The sequence below is a fragment of the Bacteroides congonensis genome, assembly GCF_900130125.1.
In the GTDB taxonomy this organism is placed as follows: Bacteria; Bacteroidota; Bacteroidia; order Bacteroidales; family Bacteroidaceae; genus Bacteroides; species Bacteroides congonensis.
Genome location: NZ_FQXY01000009.1, coordinates 460,685 through 480,617 on the forward strand (window position 1 = coordinate 460,685; position 19,933 = coordinate 480,617).

General features: G+C 40.4%; 19 protein-coding genes and 2 tRNA genes. 9 read left to right on the forward strand and 12 right to left on the reverse strand.

Annotated elements, in window-relative coordinates:
* Window positions 1–148 precede the first annotated feature (148 nt).
* Window positions 149–652 (reverse strand): thioredoxin family protein, encoded by a 504-nt coding sequence (locus BQ7997_RS08440; RefSeq protein ID WP_073345434.1) that lies wholly within the window; start codon window positions 650–652, stop codon window positions 149–151.
* A 266-nt stretch (window positions 653–918) separates the two neighbouring features.
* Between BQ7997_RS08440 and serB the strand changes: the two genes are divergently transcribed.
* Both serB and BQ7997_RS08455 read left to right on the forward strand, forming a co-directional pair.
* Window positions 919–2,148, forward strand: a complete 1,230-nt coding sequence (gene serB / locus BQ7997_RS08450) for a phosphoserine phosphatase SerB (protein WP_022136474.1) — start codon at window positions 919–921, stop codon at window positions 2,146–2,148.
* Window positions 2,149–2,193: 45 nt separating this feature from the next.
* Window positions 2,194–3,453, forward strand: coding sequence for a DEAD/DEAH box helicase (locus tag BQ7997_RS08455; RefSeq protein ID WP_073345436.1), 1,260 nt, complete (start codon window positions 2,194–2,196; stop codon window positions 3,451–3,453).
* A gap of 11 nt (window positions 3,454–3,464) precedes the next feature.
* Here BQ7997_RS08455 and BQ7997_RS08460 read toward each other — a convergent pair whose 3' ends face one another.
* The 3 genes from BQ7997_RS08460 to rfbC are packed head-to-tail and all read right to left on the reverse strand — an operon-like array spanning window position 3,465 to window position 6,188.
* Window positions 3,465–4,262 carry a DUF4738 domain-containing protein gene (locus tag BQ7997_RS08460; RefSeq protein WP_073345439.1) on the reverse strand — a complete coding sequence of 266 codons (798 nt, stop codon included), beginning with the start codon at window positions 4,260–4,262 and terminating at the stop codon, window positions 3,465–3,467.
* A 35-nt stretch (window positions 4,263–4,297) separates the two neighbouring features.
* A complete protein-coding gene (locus BQ7997_RS08465; RefSeq protein WP_073345442.1) occupies window positions 4,298–5,611 on the reverse strand; it encodes a UDP-glucose dehydrogenase family protein in 1,314 nt (437 codons plus the stop codon).
* A 28-nt stretch (window positions 5,612–5,639) separates the two neighbouring features.
* Complete coding sequence (rfbC, locus tag BQ7997_RS08470; RefSeq protein ID WP_022136470.1) at window positions 5,640–6,188, reverse strand: dTDP-4-dehydrorhamnose 3,5-epimerase; 549 nt, start codon at window positions 6,186–6,188, stop codon at window positions 5,640–5,642.
* A gap of 89 nt (window positions 6,189–6,277) precedes the next feature.
* On the opposite strand from rfbC, the gene BQ7997_RS08475 reads away from it, so the two are divergent.
* On the forward strand, window positions 6,278–7,354 hold the full coding sequence (locus BQ7997_RS08475; protein ID WP_073345444.1) for an HU domain-containing protein: 1,077 nt from the start codon (window positions 6,278–6,280) through the stop codon (window positions 7,352–7,354).
* A gap of 20 nt (window positions 7,355–7,374) precedes the next feature.
* Window positions 7,375–7,914, forward strand: coding sequence for an FHA domain-containing protein (locus BQ7997_RS08480; protein ID WP_073345447.1), 540 nt, complete (start codon window positions 7,375–7,377; stop codon window positions 7,912–7,914).
* 79 nt (window positions 7,915–7,993) lie between these two features.
* Here the strand turns inward: BQ7997_RS08480 and BQ7997_RS08485 are convergent, their stop codons facing one another.
* Both BQ7997_RS08485 and BQ7997_RS08490 read right to left on the reverse strand, forming a co-directional pair.
* Window positions 7,994–9,433, reverse strand: coding sequence for a tagaturonate reductase (locus tag BQ7997_RS08485; protein ID WP_073345449.1), 1,440 nt, complete (start codon window positions 9,431–9,433; stop codon window positions 7,994–7,996).
* Between the two features lie 26 nt (window positions 9,434–9,459).
* A complete protein-coding gene (locus BQ7997_RS08490) occupies window positions 9,460–10,527 on the reverse strand; it encodes a LacI family DNA-binding transcriptional regulator (protein ID WP_073345452.1) in 1,068 nt (355 codons plus the stop codon).
* Window positions 10,528–10,725: 198 nt separating this feature from the next.
* Between BQ7997_RS08490 and uxaC the strand changes: the two genes are divergently transcribed.
* Complete coding sequence (uxaC, locus tag BQ7997_RS08495; protein ID WP_073345454.1) at window positions 10,726–12,132, forward strand: glucuronate isomerase; 1,407 nt, start codon at window positions 10,726–10,728, stop codon at window positions 12,130–12,132.
* Between the two features lie 183 nt (window positions 12,133–12,315).
* Here uxaC and BQ7997_RS08500 read toward each other — a convergent pair.
* From BQ7997_RS08500 to BQ7997_RS08515, 4 genes are all read right to left on the reverse strand, one after another.
* Window positions 12,316–12,388, reverse strand: a tRNA-Lys gene (locus BQ7997_RS08500).
* Window positions 12,389–12,421: 33 nt separating this feature from the next.
* A tRNA-Lys gene (locus tag BQ7997_RS08505) sits at window positions 12,422–12,494 on the reverse strand.
* 89 nt (window positions 12,495–12,583) lie between these two features.
* Complete coding sequence (locus tag BQ7997_RS08510) at window positions 12,584–13,387, reverse strand: MBL fold metallo-hydrolase (RefSeq protein ID WP_022138797.1); 804 nt, start codon at window positions 13,385–13,387, stop codon at window positions 12,584–12,586.
* 83 nt (window positions 13,388–13,470) lie between these two features.
* Window positions 13,471–14,859, reverse strand: coding sequence for a peptide MFS transporter (locus BQ7997_RS08515; RefSeq protein ID WP_073345457.1), 1,389 nt, complete (start codon window positions 14,857–14,859; stop codon window positions 13,471–13,473).
* Window positions 14,860–14,959: 100 nt separating this feature from the next.
* Between BQ7997_RS08515 and BQ7997_RS08520 the strand changes: the two genes are divergently transcribed.
* Complete coding sequence (locus BQ7997_RS08520) at window positions 14,960–15,382, forward strand: BT0820 family HAD-type phosphatase (protein WP_022138799.1); 423 nt, start codon at window positions 14,960–14,962, stop codon at window positions 15,380–15,382.
* 213 nt (window positions 15,383–15,595) lie between these two features.
* Here BQ7997_RS08520 and BQ7997_RS08525 read toward each other — a convergent pair whose 3' ends face one another.
* Window positions 15,596–15,844, reverse strand: a complete 249-nt coding sequence (locus BQ7997_RS08525) for a DUF6965 family protein (protein WP_073345461.1) — start codon at window positions 15,842–15,844, stop codon at window positions 15,596–15,598.
* 166 nt (window positions 15,845–16,010) lie between these two features.
* On the opposite strand from BQ7997_RS08525, the gene BQ7997_RS08530 reads away from it, so the two are divergent.
* The 3 genes from BQ7997_RS08530 to BQ7997_RS08540 all read left to right on the forward strand — a co-directional run bounded on the left by BQ7997_RS08530 (window position 16,011) and on the right by BQ7997_RS08540 (window position 17,657).
* Entirely contained in the window at window positions 16,011–16,460 is a 450-nt protein-coding gene (locus BQ7997_RS08530) for a DoxX family protein (RefSeq protein WP_022138801.1), read from the forward strand.
* A gap of 94 nt (window positions 16,461–16,554) precedes the next feature.
* Window positions 16,555–17,106: a DUF3332 domain-containing protein gene (locus BQ7997_RS08535; RefSeq protein ID WP_022138802.1), complete on the forward strand. Its 552-nt coding sequence runs from the start codon at window positions 16,555–16,557 to the stop codon at window positions 17,104–17,106.
* Window positions 17,107–17,204: 98 nt separating this feature from the next.
* Window positions 17,205–17,657, forward strand: coding sequence for a hypothetical protein (locus BQ7997_RS08540; protein WP_073345463.1), 453 nt, complete (start codon window positions 17,205–17,207; stop codon window positions 17,655–17,657).
* On the opposite strand, the gene tamL is transcribed toward BQ7997_RS08540, so the two are convergent.
* Complete coding sequence (gene tamL, locus BQ7997_RS08545; RefSeq protein ID WP_022138804.1) at window positions 17,611–19,920, reverse strand: translocation and assembly module lipoprotein TamL; 2,310 nt, start codon at window positions 19,918–19,920, stop codon at window positions 17,611–17,613. The genes BQ7997_RS08540 and tamL overlap by 47 nt on opposite strands.
* Between the last annotated feature and the right edge of the window lie 13 nt (window positions 19,921–19,933).

Sequence of the window (19,933 nt, forward strand, 5' to 3'; positions counted from 1 at the left end):
AAAATAGAAATTCCGTCTATTCTTGCCCAAAGCAAGTATAGGCGGAACTTTTTTGTTGTATCCATTTCCTCTTTTGTCTATTCTCCGTCATTCACCAAATGGTGCTTTATTCGGAAAATACCTCTTTCTCCTTACATTCTCAAGATTGTCAACCAATCTTTTTCATATAAGCAGAAAGATCTGCAGCAGAGATGTTTTTGGCTATAATTACACCATTTCCATCCAATAAATAGTTAGTGAATCCCCGGTTCAAACGGTATTTCTTAAATAATCCGGAGCCCTCGCCTTCTGTTTCCACGAAACAAGTGGGCGTAACTATTTGGTCCTTACGAACGGTTTCCTTAAAAATTGACTGATATTCGTCAAATGAAATGGAAACCATTTCCACATTATGAGAAGAACGAAGCGCATTGCTCAAACTTACGTTTTGCATCCGGGACTGCGCGTCATAACTTGCCCAAAAACTCAGCAACACATATCGCCCTTTCAAATTTTCCAATTTAAAGGCGGGTTGCCCGTCTGATGTAGATTCGATTTTAAAATCCGGGGCTACATCACCCTCACTCAAACCTCCGGTAGGTTTGTCTTTCTCAACGAAAGCGGTCAAGGAACAAATCAGTAATACAACAAAAATCCACTTTACATGCTTCATGTAATTCGGTTTTAGTTAATACTATCCGGGACTGTCCTTAAACAGTGGTTTCTTCCCGAAACGTTGTCTTTTCAGGCATCAGGCGAAGAGGAATCCGCTGATTATCAGAGCCTTTATTTTTGAAACCGGGTGCAAAGGTAAGTAATTATTAAAATAACTTCCAAGCAAATAAGCAAAAATCTCACTTTTCGGGTATAACTTTTTATGTTATTTAGCATAAAAACGAACTTTTTTCTCTACTTTTGCAGGATAAAAGTCTATTTCTTATGCAACCATCAAATACTGAATTGATTCTGATTCGAGTTACCGGCGAAGATCGTCCGGGACTTACCTCATCCGTGACTGAAATACTCGCCAAATACGATGCTACCATCCTTGATATCGGTCAGGCGGATATTCATAATACATTGTCATTAGGTATCCTATTCAAGAGTGAAGAAAGACATTCCGGTTTTATAATGAAGGAGTTGTTGTTCAAAGCATCTTCGTTGGGAGTTACCATCCGCTTTGAGCCGATTACAACAGAACAATACGAGAATTGGGTGGGTATGCAAGGAAAAAACCGCTATATCCTGACGGTACTTGGCCGTAAACTTTCCGCACGCCAGATATCAGCAGCAACAAGGGTATTGGCAGAACAAGGCATGAATATCGACGCAATCAAACGTCTGACAGGCCGTATTCCATTGGATGAATGCAATACAGACGCACGTACACGTGCCTGCATCGAATTTTCAGTGAGAGGTACTCCCAAAGACCGCATTGCCATGCAGGAAAGCCTGATGAAGCTGGCCAGCGAACTGGATATGGATTTCTCTTTCCAACTGGACAACATGTACCGTCGCATGCGCCGTCTGATCTGTTTCGATATGGACTCTACATTGATCGAGACTGAGGTTATTGACGAACTGGCCATCCGTGCCGGTGTGGGTGATGAAGTGAAAGCGATCACGGAAAGTGCCATGCGCGGTGAAATAGACTTCACAGAAAGTTTTACCCGCCGCGTAGCCTTACTGAAAGGTCTGGACGAATCTGTCATGCAGGAAATCGCTGAAAGCCTGCCTATCACAGAAGGAGTTGACAGATTGATGTATGTATTGAAAAAATATGGTTATAAGATAGCGATCCTTTCCGGCGGATTTACTTACTTCGGACAGTATCTGCAAAAGAAATATGGCATAGACTACGTATATGCGAACGAACTGGAAATTATAGATGGAAAGCTGACCGGACGCTACCTGGGAGATGTCGTAGACGGCAAACGAAAGGCTGAACTACTACGCCTGATCGCCCAAGTGGAAAAAGTCGATATCGCACAGACCATTGCCGTAGGAGATGGCGCTAACGACCTCCCTATGCTGGGAGTTGCCGGACTGGGAATCGCATTTCATGCCAAGCCTAAAGTAGTGGCAAATGCCAAACAATCCATCAATACCATCGGGCTTGACGGAGTGCTCTATTTCCTCGGATTCAAAGATTCTTATTTGAATATGTAATTAGACCGAAAAATAAATTATCTTTGCTGACAAATTAATAAAAGAATGAAGTTTTCCGAACTACAATTAAACGCAAATGTGCTTGAGGCGCTCGATGCCATGCGATTTGACGAATGCACGCCTATTCAGGAACAGGCAATCCCGCTCATACTTGAAGGGAAAGATTTGATAGCCGTAGCACAGACCGGTACAGGCAAAACAGCAGCATTCCTGCTTCCTGTATTGAATAAATTATCTGAAGGAAAACATCCTGAAGATGCAATCAATTGTGTCATTATGTCTCCTACCCGGGAATTGGCCCAACAGATAGACCAGCAAATGGAAGGATTTTCCTATTTTATGCCGGCATCGAGTGTTGCCGTATATGGCGGAAATGATGGCATCTTGTTTGAGCAACAGAAAAAAGGGCTCACATTAGGAGCAGATGTTGTTATTGCCACTCCCGGACGTCTGCTCGCCCATCTAAGCCTTGGATATGTAGACCTTTCCAAGGTTTCTTATTTTATTCTGGACGAAGCAGACCGGATGTTGGACATGGGATTCTACGAGGATATCATGCAGATCGTGAAGTATTTGCCGAAAGAACGGCAGACTATCATGTTCTCTGCAACCATGCCTGCCAAAATACAACAACTGGCAAATACGATCCTGAATAATCCGGCAGAAATAAAACTGGCCGTTTCAAAACCTGCTGATAAGATTATACAGGCTGCATACGTTTGTTATGAAAATCAAAAGTTGGGAATTATTCGCAGCCTCTTTGTGAACGAAGTTCCCGAACGTGTCATCGTCTTTGCATCTTCCAAGATCAAAGTAAAAGAGGTGGCTAAAGCTTTGAAATCAATGAAATTGAATGTAGGAGAAATGCATTCGGATCTCGAACAAGCTCAACGGGAAGCAGTGATGCACGAATTCAAAGCCGGCCGGATCAATATATTAGTAGCCACAGATATCGTTGCCCGTGGTATTGACATTGATGATATCCGTTTGGTAATCAACTTTGATGTTCCCCATGACAGCGAAGACTATGTACATCGTATCGGACGTACGGCACGTGCCAATAATGACGGAGTAGCGCTTACGTTTGTCAACGAAAAGGAACAGAGCAACTTTAAAAGTATTGAGAATTTTCTGGAAAAAGAAATCTATAAGATACCTATTCCCGCAGAGTTGGGGGAAGCACCGGAATACAAGCCGCGTTCTTTCAATAAAGGCAAGTATGGCAACAACCCTAAAAGAAGGAACTTCCGTGGAAAAAACAATGGTGGAAAAGGCAACAACCGCCCCTCTCCCAGACAGAATTAATACGAAATCCGTTATTTCGTTGAAGTAATGGTCAAGTTTCCTTCAAAACTTACTTCCATATCTGCAATGCTATATATAGAACTTTCCGGAATGGCTAAAACAGCTTGATAATGAAAACCATTCCGGTCTACTTTTACAAACTTCGTATCAGATAAAATAGCTTGCATCAAAAAATCTCCGGGAACCACCTGGTCAAACATCTGTTTAGTAATATCACTGGCAAACAGACTCTTTTTGCCCTCATAAACGCAGATGTGCATCACATTATCGTAATATACATTATCCATACTAATCCCGTCTTCGGAATAGGTAGTTTTTATAACCCTCATTTTAGAAGGGTTGATATAGACATAAGCACGATAGCGGGTGCCATTATAGGTCACCACGCTATCGCGTTGAGTTACTTCATTATAAGTCGGAATCACCAATTCCTGACGGGCAAATGACAATGAATCATTAGGATCCTCTGATTTATGCAGCTTGATGATGTTGTCTGTTATGGCATGAAACCAGAATATATGTTCCGCCTGCTTGTCAATCTTGTAATAAGTCGTGTCATTGCCATAGGTATAAAGAGTATCCCGCATGATTTTAAATGCAATCGGAGCACTTTGGGCATCGGCATAGTAGATGGTATCCCCTTCCACGCGCATCAACGGGCTTTCAGTCTCATCGTCCAGCCAAATTCCCTGCAACAGCTCCTTGGCATTCGTATCCTCTTTCCCCTGTTCGGGAGAATCCGGATTCTTATTGCCGCTACATGCCGCAGAAAAAAACACCATTAACGATATAGCCACATATTTCATCATCTGTCTTAGTTTTGCCTAAAGATACTCTTATTTTTTCATTTACCAATACAATGATAAACGAATCCAAGTTCTTCCATCTCTTTTTTGTCGTATATATTACGTCCGTCCAACACAATCTGCCGTGCCATTGTTTTTTTGATGACAGCCCATGAAGGCAAACGGAATTCCTTCCATTCGGTAACCAACATCAATGCATCAGCATCAAGTACCGCATCATACATATCGCAAGCATAATAGATTGTATCTCCAATACGACGTCTGCATTCTTGTACAGCAGCCGGATCATACGCACGTACCTGACAGCCGGCTTTCAGCAGCTTATCAATCAGGACCAGTGCCGGAGCTTCGCGCATATCATCTGTCTCCGGTTTGAATGCCAAGCCCCAAAGAGCGATGGTCTTACCTTTCAAATCACCATTAAAATGCTTCACTAGCTTTTCGAACAAAACACTTTTCTGCTGTTCGTTCACCTCTTCCACAGCGCTAAGTACCCGCATTATATACCCATTCTGCTCTGCGGTTTTAATAAGGGCTTTCACATCTTTAGGAAAACATGAACCGCCATATCCAATGCCCGGATATAAGAATTTACGTCCGATACGCGTATCCGAACCAATTCCGCTACGTACCATATTTACATCCGCACCGACTATCTCGCAAAGGTTTGCAATGTCATTCATAAAGCTGATACGGGTTGCCAACATTGAATTTGCCGCATATTTGGTCATTTCGGCAGACGGAATATCCATGAAAATCACACGGAAGTTATTTAATAAGAACGGCTTATACAACTTGGACATCAGTTTCTCCGCACGTGCCGACTCTACTCCTACTACCACGCGATCCGGACTCATAAAGTCACTGATTGCATTTCCTTCTTTCAGAAATTCCGGATTAGAAGCAACATCGAAATCCACCTTCACTCCTCTTTTATCCAATTCTTCCTGAATGGCTGCACGAACTTTGCCGGCAGTACCTACGGGAACCGTACTCTTAGTAACCACCAGTTTATACTGCTTCATATTGCGACCGATAGTACGGGCTACCTCCAACACATATTTCAAGTCAGCGCTGCCATCTTCGTCCGGCGGTGTACCCACAGCACTAAATATCACTTCCACATCATCCAGACAACTCTCTAATGACGTGGTAAACTTCAATCTCTTTGCTTTCATATTACGGAGCACCATCTCTTCCAATCCATTCTCATAAATCGGAATGATTCCCTTCTGCAAAGATTCTATTTTCTCGCTGTCAGTATCAACACAAGTTACATTCACGCCGATTTCAGCGAAACATGTACCTGACACCAGACCTACATATCCGGTTCCTACAATCGCAATTTTCATACTTTATATTTTATTGTTTGTTTAGAAGTTATTCAAAATATGCAGCATTCTTGAAAGCCGTGGCCTCTCTGTCCTTGGAAGACAATAACATCTGCGAATCAGTCAGCGGCCAATCTATTCCCAATGTTTCATCATTATATAAAATAGAGGCTTCTGCCTGTGGAGTATACTTGTTGTCTACCTTATACGTAAAAATGGCTTCTTCGCTTAATACAGCAAAACCATGCGCAAAACCGCGTGGAATAAAAAACTGTCTTTTATTCTCCTCACTAAGTAATACGGACACATGTTTTCCGAATGTGGGTGATGATTTACGCAAATCAACGGCAACGTCCAGCACTTCTCCTTTAATGACGCGAACCAATTTAGCCTGACTATATTCACCTTTCTGATAATGTAATCCGCGCAATACGCCAAAAGAAGATTTCGACTCATTATCCTGTATAAAATTTACAGGCCCGATATTGGCTTCAAACTCTTCTTGCTTAAAGGCTTCCATAAAATAGCCACGTTCGTCGGAGAACACTTTCGGCTCTATCAGCCACACTCCGTCTATTTCCGTCTGTATATAGTTCATCGTTATAGTAATAAATAAAACGATGCAAAAGTAGTGAATTTTTCGCAGTTTTCTGGGATATATTCAATTTATCTCTTAATTTTGCAGACATGATTGAATTGGCACAACATATAGAGGTTTTACTACTGGAAAACGACTGCGTTATCGTTCCGGGATTTGGTGGATTCGTAGCACATTACGCTCCTGCAACTCATGTAAAAGAAGAGAATCTTTTTTTGCCCCCTACCCGCACTATCGGCTTTAATCCTCAATTAAAGCTGAACGACGGAGTATTAGTACAATCTTATATGTCAGCATACGACACGAGTTTTGCTGATGCCAACCGCATCGTAGAAAAGGAAGTAAGCGAGTTTATCGGGCTTCTTCATGAGGAAGGTAAAGCGCATTTGGAGAATATAGGTGAAATTCATTATAACATTTATGGAAATTATGAATTTATCCCTTATGATTATAAGATAACGACTCCTTCACTCTATGGACTGGACTCTTTTGAAATGCACGAACTATCCACGTTGCAACAAAGAGAAAAGGTATTAGTGCCTGCCAATCTGGAAAAAGAGAAGAAAACTTATGAAATTAGCATCAATCGTGCATTCCTTCGTAATGCAGCCGCTATGATTGCCGCTATCGTATTGTTTTTTGCTTTTTCAACTCCGGTAGAGAATACCGATGTTCAGAAGAACAATTATGCACAGTTATTACCCGGCGAACTTTTTGAGCAAATAGAAAAGCAATCGGTTGCAGTAACTCCTGTTTACGTAAAGAACGATGTCGCGCAACAAACAAAGAAGACTTCTGCTTCAGCCAAGACTTCATCCACTCCAAAACTGACAGCGGATAAAGCGCAGACATCAAGACCTATTGCTGTGAAAGAAGTAAAAGTAGCCAAACAAGAAGTTGTTCCCGTTCCTGTATCTGTCAAGCCACAAGCGAATGTGGATCATCCTTATCATATTATAGTAGCAGGCGGAATCAGTCTTAAAGATGCAGAAGCTATGGCAAATCAATTGAATTCAAAAGGATTTGCAGAAGCAAAAGCACTGAATACAGATGGTAAAGTACGTGTCAGCATCCGTTCATTCGAAAATCGTGAAGAAGCTACCAAACAGCTATTGGAGCTTAGAAAAAATGAAACCTACAAGAATGCCTGGTTACTGGCCAAATAAAAAATCCCTTTATAAAAAGCATGAAACGAGTTCTTTGTCCCAAATGTGAGAATTATCTTTATTTTGATGAAACCAAATATAGTGAAGGCCAATCACTTGTATTTGAATGTGAACATTGTGGCAAACAATTCAGTATCCGGCTTGGAAAAAGTAAGGTAAAAGCCCTTAGAAACGAAGAAAATCTGGAAGAAGAAGCCGAAGCACATAAGGAAGAATTCGGATATATCACAGTAATCGAAAACGTTTTTGGGTTTAAACAAATACTTCCATTACAAGAAGGAGACAATGTCATAGGACGACGTTGTGTAGGAACTAATATTAATACTCCTATCGAAAGTGGTGATATGAGCATGGATCGCCGTCACTGCATCATCAATATAAAACGCAATAAACAAGGAAAACTTGTTTATACATTACGTGATGCTCCCAGCTTGACAGGGACATTTCTGATGAATGAAATCCTGAGGGATAAGGATCGGATCCGCATTGAAGACGGAGCTATTGTGACTATTGGAGCTACAACATTTATTTTGCATGCTGCTGAACAAGAAGAAGAATAGACAATCACAATATATTATAAAAAGAATAGCGCCACCGTTCAAAGAATAGTGGCGCTATTTTCAAATTATCCTTTTAACTTTAAAGAATACCTTTCACAGTCTCCAACATACCTTTTTCCTGAATTGAATCCAAATCCGCTTTCACAGCTTCTGTCAGTCTCGGAATCTTATTCAAGTCTTCACCCCAGATGAATTCTGCGCCAAGAACACCTTCTGCAACCTTCTTTGTACAGCCAGTAGCCCAAAGCTCCTTCAACAAGTTCATGATTTCAGGAGCATCATTCGGTACAATTTCAGCACCGTCGGCACGTACGCCACCTTTATAATAAGTAATGATAGCAGCCAAACCGAGTACTAATCCCTTAGGAAGTTCACCTTTGCGTTCCAAGTAAGTTTTCAACCCCGGAAGATCACGAGTTTCAAATTTCGGGAATGAGTTCAGCATAATGCTTGTTACTGCATGGTCTACAAACGGGTTATTGAAACGTTCCAATACGTCGTTAGCAAATTTCTCTAATTCATCTTTCGGCAAATTCAATGTTTCCATCAGTTCGCCAAACATCACCTTATGGATATATTTACCGATTACTTCGTGCTGACAAGCATCACGAACGATATTCACTCCGGACAGATAAGCAACCGGAGAAAGAACTGTGTGAGGGCCATTCAACAGAGTCACTTTACGTTCATGGTAAGGAGCTTCCGACGGAACGAACAATACATTCAGACCTGCCTTATCAGCCGGGAATTCTTTGGCAACTTCCTGCGGAGCTTCAATTACCCACAGATGGAAAATTTCAGCCTGAACAACCAAGTTATCATCATATTGCAATTTTTCTTTGATAGCAGCAATATCCTTGCGTGGGAATCCCGGAACGATACGGTCTACCAATGTTGCATATACGCCACAAGCTTCTTCAAACCAAGTTTTGAATTCATTACCCAGGTTCCACAATTCAATATACTGATAAATCGTTTCTTTCAGTTTGTGGCCGTTCAGGAAAATTAGTTCACAAGGGAAAATAATCAAACCTTTCGTTTTATCACCGTTGAATGTTTTAAAACGATGATACAGCAATTGAGTCAATTTACCCGGATACGATGAAGCAGGAGCATCATCAAGCTTGCAAGTCGAATCAAAAGCGATTCCGGCTTCTGTAGTATTCGAAATAACGAAACGCATTTCCGGTTGTTCTGCCAACTTCATGAACTCATCATTCTGAGTATACGGGTTTAACGCACGACTGATTACATCAATCATTGTCAAGCTGTTAACCGCTTCCCCTTTATCCAATCCTTGAAGATTAACATGGTAAAGGTCATCCTGCGCATTCAGCATATCGACCATGCCTTTATCAATAGGTTGAACCACTACAACACTGCTGTTAAAATCAGTTTTCTGGTTCATGTTATAAATAATCCAATCTACAAAAGCGCGTAAAAAGTTACCTTCGCCAAATTGAATAATACGCTCCGGACGTTGTACTTTAGGAGCAGTTTCTTTGTTTAATGCTTTCATGTTAGTTGTAATTTATAAAGTTGATATTATACAAATTCAAAATAAAAATCAATATTCTCTTTAATCAATATGTCAATAGGCATATATTTCACAGAATCGACAGTCTTTTTAAATACCACGTGGTCACACAATGCCTTTACTCCACAGTATCCTTGTAATCTGGGACGCTGACCAATCAGATAATGTACATCACCCGATTTCAGAAGGTCTACATTTGCTTTCAGAAGGTCATATCCAATCAATCCTTTCATACTACGTCCTGTGTGACGGAGATACTCACCTAATTGATAAACCCTGGAATTAAAGGCAACACCGAGTACAGCTTTCGGATGCGCTTGAAAAAAATCATCCAAAATCTGCTGATTATTTTCCTGATTGGATTTATTGAGCACTACTTCATGAATCGTCAGATTATTGTATTCTTCAGTTATATAACTCATAAAGCCTTTCAAACGGCGCTGCATCTGTATTTCAGCAGGATTATTCTTACTATTACTTAGAAACAGAACCAGTTCCTGCCCTTCTCCTACCGAATAATTACGCATCAATATTTTGGCCGCAATATATCCACTTTTGTAAGAATCCTGCCCGATATATGTCAATGCATCCACCTCTTCCATATTGAAATCGACAAAGGCATAAGCTATCTTATTCTCTTGCAGATAAGCTGTCAATGACAGCGTTTCTTCCCGGAAATTCGGAGCAATCAAAACGGCATCCACATTGCTATCCTTAATAGTACGGCAGGCTTCCTGATAACTTTGCTCGTCACCATGATGATAGCACAGATAATCCACGCTCACATTGAATGGACGCAACTCTTGTCGGGCACGTTCAATACCACCCACTACCGAATGCCAGTAATCATGTTCTATATAATAAGGAATCAGACAAATGAAAGAGTATTTCTTTTTAGCAGCCAGTCCGATAGCAAATACATTAGGCTGATAATGAATCTCATCCAGTACCTTTTGCACTTTAGCTTTGCTCTTGGGAGATACGTCACCGCGATTGTGCAATACCCTGTCAACCGTTCCGGCAGAAACACCGGCCATGCGGGCTATGTCTTTAATGGTATAGTTCTGGTTCTCCATAGTGCTAAAACTTAAATATTATAAATAATCGCTGCAAATATACGAATTATTTTGTTACTCCAAGTAAATTTTCTATTTTTGTGTTCGATAACGGTTAATAAAACTAAAACGAGATTTACACCTATTAGCTTTAAAATCAATACTATATAGGTATAAATACAGAAAGTAATAATTTTATATACTTAAAACACAGTAATAATGAAGAACTTCATGGACGAAAACTTTTTGTTGCAGACAGAAACCGCACAAAAGTTGTATCACGAGCATGCGGCTAAAATGCCGATCATCGACTACCACTGTCATTTAATCCCACAAATGGTAGCTGACGACTACAAGTTTAAATCACTGACTGAAATCTGGTTGGGTGGCGACCACTATAAATGGCGTGCAATGCGTACAAATGGTGTAGACGAACGCTTCTGTACAGGTAAAGACACTACAGACTGGGAGAAATTCGAAAAATGGGCTGAAACAGTTCCTTATACATTCCGTAACCCGCTATACCACTGGACTCATCTTGAATTAAAGACAGCATTCGGCATCAATAAGATATTGAATCCGCAAACAGCACGTGAGATTTACGATGAATGCAATGAGAAGTTGGCTCAACCTGAATATTCAGCTCGCGGAATGATGCGTCGTTACCATGTAGAAGCAGTATGCACTACGGATGACCCTATCGATTCACTGGAATACCACATCAAAACCCGTGAAAGCGGATTTGAAGTAAAGATGTTGCCGACCTGGCGTCCGGATAAGGCAATGGCGGTAGAAGTACCTGCCGATTTCCGTGCTTACGTAGAAAAACTAGCAGAAGTAAGCGGTGTTACTATCTCCAACTTTGATGATATGATTGCTGCTTTACGTAAACGCCATGACTTCTTCGCAGAACAAGGATGCCGTTTGTCTGACCATGGTATCGAAGAATTCTACGCAGAAGACTATACAGATGCGGAAATCAAGGCTATATTTAATAAGGTATATGGTGGTGCAGAACTGACAAAAGAAGAAATTCTGAAGTTCAAATCAGCTATGCTCGTGATTTTCGGAGAGATGGATTGGGAAAAAGGATGGACGCAACAGTTCCATTATGGAGCTATCCGTAACAACAACACCAAGATGTTTAAACTGTTAGGTCCTGACACCGGTTTCGACTCTATCGGTGAATTTACAACCGCCAAAGCAATGGCTAAATTCCTCGACCGTCTGAACACCAACGGCAAATTAACTAAAACAATCCTCTACAATCTGAATCCATGTGCAAACGAAGTTATCGCTACTATGTTAGGCAACTTCCAGGATGGTTCCGTAGCAGGAAAAATCCAATTTGGTTCCGGATGGTGGTTCCTGGACCAAAAGGACGGTATGGAAAAACAAATGAACGCCTTGTCCGTACTCGGTCTTTTAAGCCGCTTTGTAGGTATGTTGACAGACTCCCGCTCATTCCTCTCCTATCCTCGCCATGAATATTTCCGTCGTACATTATGTAATCTTGTAGGACGTGATGTAGAGAACGGGGAAATCCCGGCGTCTGAAATGGAACGCGTAAATCAGATGATTGAAGACATCAGCTACAATAACGCAAAGAACTTCTTCAAGTTCTAATATATCGCAGTTAAAAATACAAATGCCGCTGTTTGAGCTTCAATTCAAGCAGCGGCATTTTATTTTATCTCATTCCTCAAAATCTCTCAGAATTTAAGAATGTTCCATGCTCCAAAAGGCTTTCAGCCAATTGAGCGGCTTATATAAATAAAAAAGAAGCAACATCTGTTACTTCTTTTTTTGTACACCCTCAGGGATTCGAACCCTGGACCCACTGATTAAGAGTCAGTTGCTCTACCAACTGAGCTAAGAGTGCAACATTAAATTTACGTTGCAACTTCGGAATTTGTACACCCTCAGGGATTCGAACCCTGGACCCACTGATTAAGAGTCAGTTGCTCTACCAACTGAGCTAAGAGTGCTTATTTCCTCGTTTGCGGTTGCAAAAGTAGGTCTTTTATTTTATTTGACCAAACAATCATGCAGCTTTTTTACTATATTTTTTTCGCTTTTATTCGAACACATAAAGCTCGGAAGGCGTATTTCGCTTTAAAGCAAGCAGTTGCACGTCTTTGCCAACAATAACCCCTTTGTTCTTTAATTTCCATTCTACAGTTTTAAAAGCCAACTCCGGATGATTATTGTCTTTACTCAAGTGGCATAACCAGATATATCGCAAGTGTTCCGTGATATTTTCCGCTAAAAACTCGGCGGTATCGGAGTTACTCATGTGTCCGGTCTTGCTTGTGATCCGCTCTTTTAAATATTGGGGATAAGGCCCCATTTTGAGCATTTCTTCGTCATAGTTAGCTTCGAGAATCAAATAGTGAGCCTTACTGATATAATGGGCTGCCGTAGGCGTAATTTCCCCAAGGTCGGTTAAGAAAGAAAATACTTTGCCATCTATTTCGATACAGTACCCTACATTATCCGTGCCATCATGCGGGACTTCAAAAGATTCAATGCGGAAATCCTCTAAAATCATAGGTTCCTGCTTTTCCAGATAACGAACCGACGAACTTAGTTTCTCCGTCATGCAATAACTACGATTGATTCCCGCATGGATACGTGCCGTTGTGTAGACCGGAATGTTGAACTTCTCACCCAAATGACCTACGGCTTTAATATGATCCGCATGATCATGCGTAATAAATACGGCACGGATACTATCCATCAAGATATTGAAATCCTTCAGTGTCTTTTTTATAGTACGGATACCAATTCCAGCATCTATCAGTATTCCATAGGTTTCAGTGCCCAGATAATAACAGTTCCCACTACTGCCACTCGCCAAGCTTATAAATTTTACTTTCATGTTTTATCTTCTTTATTAAAAAATAAAAATGCCGTCAACTTTTACAGCAAAGTGACGGCAAATATACGTAAAAAAGAAGAGAATTACTGATTAGCCTTCTTCTTTTTGTCGATGGATTCGGTGATTTTTGCAAATAATAGCAGCGCTATAGCGGCAATCAGACCAATTGCAGCAAAGTAATACCATATATAATGGGCATTTCCGCTGGCTGCCTCCCATGCTGCACGCGTCTCGAACAAAGCAGGATCCGGACAATATTCAGTCAGCAGGATTCCCGCCAACCCAAAACCGAAAATAGACGAAAGGAAAGAATGTAAATGACTAAAACCCAGATACATTCCTTCTTCTCCTTTAGGAGCCTGCAAAGAGAAATATTCCAGATAACGCGGCGAGATAAAACACTCGGCAAGTGCCTGCACAACAATACCCGCAACCATCATCAATGTGATATTGCTCATACCTGAAATCAAGTCGTTGCCAAGCAAGTTGCCACATGCCATCAATAAAGCCGAAACAGGAATCAGAAACATTCCTACATTCATTGAAGTGATAGCGCTGCGTTTTGCCATCCAGCGTGTGATAAAACTAACACAACATACCACCACAAAAGGATTCACATTGGCAATCCATCCCGGTTTTGCCGTTTCGCCGGCCATACGGATCACATACTTGGGCATCGTAGCATAAAGTTGTTGTTGCACCATCCAGAAGCCTGTGACAATCAATATAAGAATCAGCAAACGCCAGTTCGTTATAATTCTCATAAATCCTTGCCCAATCTCACAAAGACTTTTCCCTTCTCCTGCCGTATGAGTAGATTTATAAAGAAGAATAACGGCAAGCAAAGCAATAATAGTCATGGCACCGGAAAAATAATTGATGTAGATATACGCCTGTTCACCAATTACATTCCGCAAAGGGTCAATAATTGTCTTACCGGTGAAAGCACCTATATTCACCATCATATAAAAAATAGAATAACCGCGGGCACGGGTGGCTTCTGTCGTTTCTTTGGCTACAGAAGCGGAAATAATAGATTTAATGAAAGAACCGCCTACCATAAGAATAAACAAGACAGGCACAATCAGCCAACGGGAACTGCTATCAGGCAAATCGCTAAACTGTGTCGTTGCGCCATAACTTACTAATCCGGCCGCTTCTAATAAAGTAGGCAAGACTCCTAGCCCTAAATATCCGATAGATAATAAGGAAAATGCTATAATCATTGATTTCCGGAAACCGATTTTGTCGGCATAAGCACCGGAAAAAATAGGAAGCAGATATAATCCACCGGAAAATAAACCGGAAATCATACTTGCTTCAAAATCATTAAAACCTAAAATAGAGGATAGATAAATAGTGAGAACGATAAAAACGGCATAATACGCCATACGTTCAAACAGTTCGACTGTGTTGCTGACCCAAAATGCTCTTGTAAAGCCTTTGGCAGCACGCTGAGGGGAATTGTTCATGTAGTGATAATTTTTATTAAAATGTTAATTTGGAGCAAAGATACGTTTTTTTGGCTTACTGTCCGTATCTTTGTCTAAAATTAGGTATTAAAAAAGAACTATGATTATAGCTGTTGATTTTGACGGAACGATTGTAGAACATCGTTACCCGCGTATTGGTGAGGAAATTCCATTTGCAGTTGATACGCTGAAGTTATTGCAACAAGAAAAGCACCGTTTGATATTGTGGAGTGTGCGCGAAGGTTCACTTCTGGATGAAGCTGTCGAATGGTGCAAAGCCAGAGGCTTGGAGTTTTATGCCGTCAATAAGGATTATCCTGAAGAGCAAAAAGACCACCAGGGCTTCTCCCGGAAGTTGAAAGCCGACATGTTTATAGACGACCGTAACCTGGGCGGATTGCCGGACTGGGGAGTTATCTATGAAATGATAAAAGAGAAAAAGACATTCGCAGATATATACAGCCAAAATGGAGAAGAGGAAAAACCATCTCTGAAAAAGAAAAAAAGATGGCTGCCCTTTTAGGCGCTCAAACAAATGTAAATTTTGCCTATTTAGATTAAAAATGTGACTAAACAGTCGATTTTTGCGACTATTCGGTGTATATTTGCACACCCTTATTTCTCGTGCCCTTATTAAAGTCACGAGTATTATATGTTTATTTTGAAAATTGTGCACTCTCATCAAGCGTGATTAGAGTGCACATATATTTTTAAGCAATGCCATTCCTGGCTCCTGTTATGCTTCTTTATTCTCCCATTTCTCCCGAAACTCCCATAATTGGTCAATAATCGGATGGAATGTTGAATTTTCCCAGTTCCTGGCAATCATCGCCACCAAAGACTCCAGATACTGTTTACCATCAATAATTGTAGTACACTTATTAAGCTGATATTTTTCAGTCGGATAATTTTTAATTTCAATCATCTTTTTTGCCCAGTCCAGCAACTCTTGGACAGAATCATTGTCATAAGTATGTTGTGCCATATATCTTTTATATTTTTCGACAAAGATACAAAGTTTATTTATTCACGAACAAGGTTACTTGTTTCTTTTCAATATCAAACATATCCATTTTTATAATCTCCAAAGAACAAAATCAAGATTTTTTATGTTTATATAAATAGAGATGAACTAAAAAATAGAACAACTTATGATTTATAATCTTTTATTTCCGACAAAGCCCAATACGACAAAAGCTTCTTTGCTTTTATTGGCAGTCCGAATTATCTTCGGAATATTATTAATGAACCACGGTATACAAAAATGGAGTAATTTTCAGGAGCTGTCGACAGCCTTTCCCGATCCGTTGGGAATAGGAAGTCCTATCTCTCTCGGATTAGCTATTTTTGGCGAACTTGTGTGCTCAATGGCATTTATCGTCGGCTTCCTGTACCGGCTAGCAATGATTCCAATGATTTTCACTATGATTGTAGCATTCTTTATAGTTCACGCCAATGATGCGTTTGCAGTTAAAGAGATGGCTTTCATCTACTTAGTCGTATTTATTGTCATGTATATTGCCGGCCCCGGCAAATTCTCAATTGACCATATAATCGGCTACGAATTGCAACGGCGAAAATCTAAATCATACAAAAAATAGAAATAATAACGTTGATTAATTAAAAAATATTATATTTGCATACATTTAAAAGAGAATATATAAACATTTTTTATTAATCAAAAACATTTTTGTCATGAAAAGAGGGAAACTGTCTTTAGTCGCAGTAGTACTTAGCGGCAGCCTATTATTCAGTTCTTGTGTAGGTTCATTTGGTTTATTCAACCGTTTATCTTCCTGGAACCAGTCTGTTGGAAACAAATTTGTAAATGAACTTGTATTTTTGGCTTTCAACATTATTCCGGTTTATGGAGTAGCTTATCTGGCTGATGCTTTAGTTATCAACTCTATCGAATTCTGGAGTGGCTCCAATCCGATGGCTAATGTAGGTGACGTGAAGAAAGTAAAAGGAGAAAACGGCAACTACATGGTAAAAACGCTTGAGAATGGTTATTCTATCACTAAAGAAGGTGAAACTGCTTCCATGGATCTGATTTACAACAAAGAAGCCAATACTTGGAATGTTGTAGCAAACGGTGAAAGCACAGAATTGATCAAGATGAACAATGACGGTACAGCCGATCTGTTCTTACCAAACGGCGAAAAGATGAATGTTACACTGGATGCCCAAGGTATGATGGCAGCCCGTCAGGCTACAACAAGCAACCTTATGTTTGCAGCCCGTTAATAATCAAAAGAAAACAAATATGAAGGAGATGGAACCTGTTCAGGTGAGTTTCATCTCCTTTTTTCATTATCATTCCCGATTACAAATTTCTTTATCCTATGAACAAGCTACACATATTAATCCTTTCATTCTTATTATTCACATGTTTTTCATGCCAGCAACAAACCCCGCAAAACCAAATTGAGCAAACAGCCATAGATTTTTGTGAAGCATTTTATAATTTCAATTATCCGGTTGCCAAAGAATGGAGTACTCCTTCTTCCCTGTCCTACCTTAGCTTTTTGGCATCTAATGTCCGCCAAACTCACCTAGACCAGTTAAAGGCACAAGGAGCCGCTAAAGTTTCAATTGTCTCAAGTGAAATAGATGCCAACTCCGAGAGAGCAACAGTTGTTTGCCAAATAAAGAATGCATTGATTATCAATCCAATAAATGGGGAAATGAAACAGATAAACGCCCTGCAAGATACGCTCGAACTGGTAAGAGAATACAATAAATGGCTAATCAGAAAGGATATCCCACTGCAAAATGGAAAGCAAAATCACGACTAAACTTAGGATGAATAATAGGAAAATGCTCTTTTTTTGTTTGGAAGGCCGGATTAACCGCTTTCATACCACCGTCAAAACGAAGGATGAAGAAATCCAAATCAAGCCGTAACCCTAATCCATAAGCCACTGCTATCTGCTTATAGAACTTATCAAATTCGAATACGCCACCCGGCTGATTCGCGTAATTCCTGATTGTCCAAATATTGCCTGCATCAACAAATACCGCTCCCTGGAACTTCCAGAACAATTTACTCCGATATTCAATACTGGCATCCAACTTAATATCACCGGATTGATCCAGCAGATTCCCATTTCCGGCAAAAGAGCCCGGCCCCAAATCACGTACAGACCAACCACGAACACTATTGGCTCCACCCGAGAAATATTGCTTCTCAAACGGAATTGTTTTCGCATTTCCATAAGGAACAGCAATGCCTATACCTGCATGAAACGCAAATGAATTACGACGGTCAATCCTTATATTTTTAGCAAAATCAAATTCCCCTTTCAGATATTGGGCATAAGGAATACCCAAAATTGCATACTCACCATTACCATTCTTCCGAATACCGGTAGCCTTCGACAAAGCATACATTACATTTCCGGCAGATTCGAAATTAAAACGGATAGAATATGAATTGGCAGCGATTGTATTATTAACTATGGATCCGCCCACACTATTATAATTATAGCTATATCCCATATTTATAATCAAGCGGTTCTGATAATTATACTGGAAAACCTGATTCTGCCCCTTATTTATATAATCCTCTCTGAATTTGTCGGATATACGCGGCAAATAGAGAAAACCGATATTAATCAAGTCGATGCGGTGTTGTATCCGCTGACGCTGAGTCCACTTATAGCTCCAATTAGCGGAAGCCATCGTACGCAAAAATTCTGGTCGCAACTGATAATTATACTGCAATCCGAACTCCGTAGTAGCCCGGATTTTCCGTTTAAAGTCCGATGAAAGAAAAGGAAACAGGAAGTTAGGAAAATTAATGCTTGTCTCCACCCCATATTCCGTATAGTTATTATTCGAATAACCAGCTTGAAGTCCGGAAATCACTTCATAAGCACCACGGAATTTTATCATAAAAGTCTCCGAACCCCGAAAAAGATTTCGGTTCTGAAAAGAAACGGAAGCTGCCGCCCCCAAGTCTCCGGCAGAGTTTGTCCCTTCCACCTCGAAAGCTACGGATTTATGCTTACTCTTAGTCAACATCACGTAACAATCGAGTTTTGTCGAATCGCCGATCTGTGTTTCAACAAAACGGATATTTGTATATTTCAAGGCAGACAAACGCCCAAAACTGGAATACGTCTGCTGCACATCCCGTTCATTATACAAGTCCCCGGAACTGAAACGAAGATTATCCGTCAGCACTTTGGGACGCAAGTAAAGTTTGTCTTTATAGTAAATCGGATAGCCTTTATAATGAACAGAGTCATTGATTTCCACACTGCTCATTGCAGATGACTGCAACACATCATAATCCGTAATAAAATTAATCTTGTTTATCCTGTATTGCTGATGTGCTCTGGCAGAATCGCTTGCATGAACTTTATAGGGTTGCAAATGTTGGATTAAATCCACATTATATGTATTACGGGCCGTATCAGCGGTATAGCCGATATAATCCTTATTAAATTTATAGTAACCGTTCCGCAGTAACCTGTCCGTGATACGTTGCCTGTCTGCATCCAATACATTGACATCAAAATACATCCCTTCTTTCAGCAAATTCCTGGCAGAATCCTGTTTCAGGATACTGGCTATCTTTGGATCGGGTATATCATATTTAATAGACCGGACAACGTATGGGCTTCCTGCCGTCACGTCATAATACAACTTTATCTTTTTCTTTTTTATCTTCGTCGAACGCGTCACTGTTGCTGCCATATATCCCATATTATGTACAGCCTTCGTGATTTCTTCCTCTGAACGTAGCGCTTCTTCCTCACTATATATCACAGGAGCATCCCCTATCCTTCTCAAAAACTTATTCCCCCATTTGGTAGAGTCACGTCCCGAAAGATTATAGACATAAAGCTGCGTCTTTATCAAACTAAACCACTTGGCATTAGGATTCTGGCGCACATACATGCGCAAGGAAGAAGGGCGGATATTCTTCTGATCCGTACGAATCTTGACTTCATCCAACAAATAAGAACCATCCGGCACAAACTTAGTGGCAGTGCACGAAGCAAGTGACAGGACAGCAGCGGAAGTTATCAAAAAAAGAAAATTTCTCCTCATACGGTTTCTACAT

Coding starts and splice junctions, on each gene's coding strand:
- BQ7997_RS08440 (WP_073345434.1), bottom strand. CDS start 652: ATGAAGCATGTAAAGTGGATTTTTGTTGTATTACTGATTTGTTCCTTG.
- serB (WP_022136474.1), top strand. CDS start 919: ATGCAACCATCAAATACTGAATTGATTCTGATTCGAGTTACCGGCGAA.
- BQ7997_RS08455 (WP_073345436.1), top strand. CDS start 2,194: ATGAAGTTTTCCGAACTACAATTAAACGCAAATGTGCTTGAGGCGCTC.
- BQ7997_RS08460 (WP_073345439.1), bottom strand. CDS start 4,262: ATGATGAAATATGTGGCTATATCGTTAATGGTGTTTTTTTCTGCGGCA.
- BQ7997_RS08465 (WP_073345442.1), bottom strand. CDS start 5,611: ATGAAAATTGCGATTGTAGGAACCGGATATGTAGGTCTGGTGTCAGGT.
- rfbC (WP_022136470.1), bottom strand. CDS start 6,188: ATGAACTATATACAGACGGAAATAGACGGAGTGTGGCTGATAGAGCCG.
- BQ7997_RS08475 (WP_073345444.1), top strand. CDS start 6,278: ATGATTGAATTGGCACAACATATAGAGGTTTTACTACTGGAAAACGAC.
- BQ7997_RS08480 (WP_073345447.1), top strand. CDS start 7,375: ATGAAACGAGTTCTTTGTCCCAAATGTGAGAATTATCTTTATTTTGAT.
- BQ7997_RS08485 (WP_073345449.1), bottom strand. CDS start 9,433: ATGAAAGCATTAAACAAAGAAACTGCTCCTAAAGTACAACGTCCGGAG.
- BQ7997_RS08490 (WP_073345452.1), bottom strand. CDS start 10,527: ATGGAGAACCAGAACTATACCATTAAAGACATAGCCCGCATGGCCGGT.
- uxaC (WP_073345454.1), top strand. CDS start 10,726: ATGAAGAACTTCATGGACGAAAACTTTTTGTTGCAGACAGAAACCGCA.
- BQ7997_RS08510 (WP_022138797.1), bottom strand. CDS start 13,387: ATGAAAGTAAAATTTATAAGCTTGGCGAGTGGCAGTAGTGGGAACTGT.
- BQ7997_RS08515 (WP_073345457.1), bottom strand. CDS start 14,859: ATGAACAATTCCCCTCAGCGTGCTGCCAAAGGCTTTACAAGAGCATTT.
- BQ7997_RS08520 (WP_022138799.1), top strand. CDS start 14,960: ATGATTATAGCTGTTGATTTTGACGGAACGATTGTAGAACATCGTTAC.
- BQ7997_RS08525 (WP_073345461.1), bottom strand. CDS start 15,844: ATGGCACAACATACTTATGACAATGATTCTGTCCAAGAGTTGCTGGAC.
- BQ7997_RS08530 (WP_022138801.1), top strand. CDS start 16,011: ATGATTTATAATCTTTTATTTCCGACAAAGCCCAATACGACAAAAGCT.
- BQ7997_RS08535 (WP_022138802.1), top strand. CDS start 16,555: ATGAAAAGAGGGAAACTGTCTTTAGTCGCAGTAGTACTTAGCGGCAGC.
- BQ7997_RS08540 (WP_073345463.1), top strand. CDS start 17,205: ATGAACAAGCTACACATATTAATCCTTTCATTCTTATTATTCACATGT.
- tamL (WP_022138804.1), bottom strand. CDS start 19,920: ATGAGGAGAAATTTTCTTTTTTTGATAACTTCCGCTGCTGTCCTGTCA.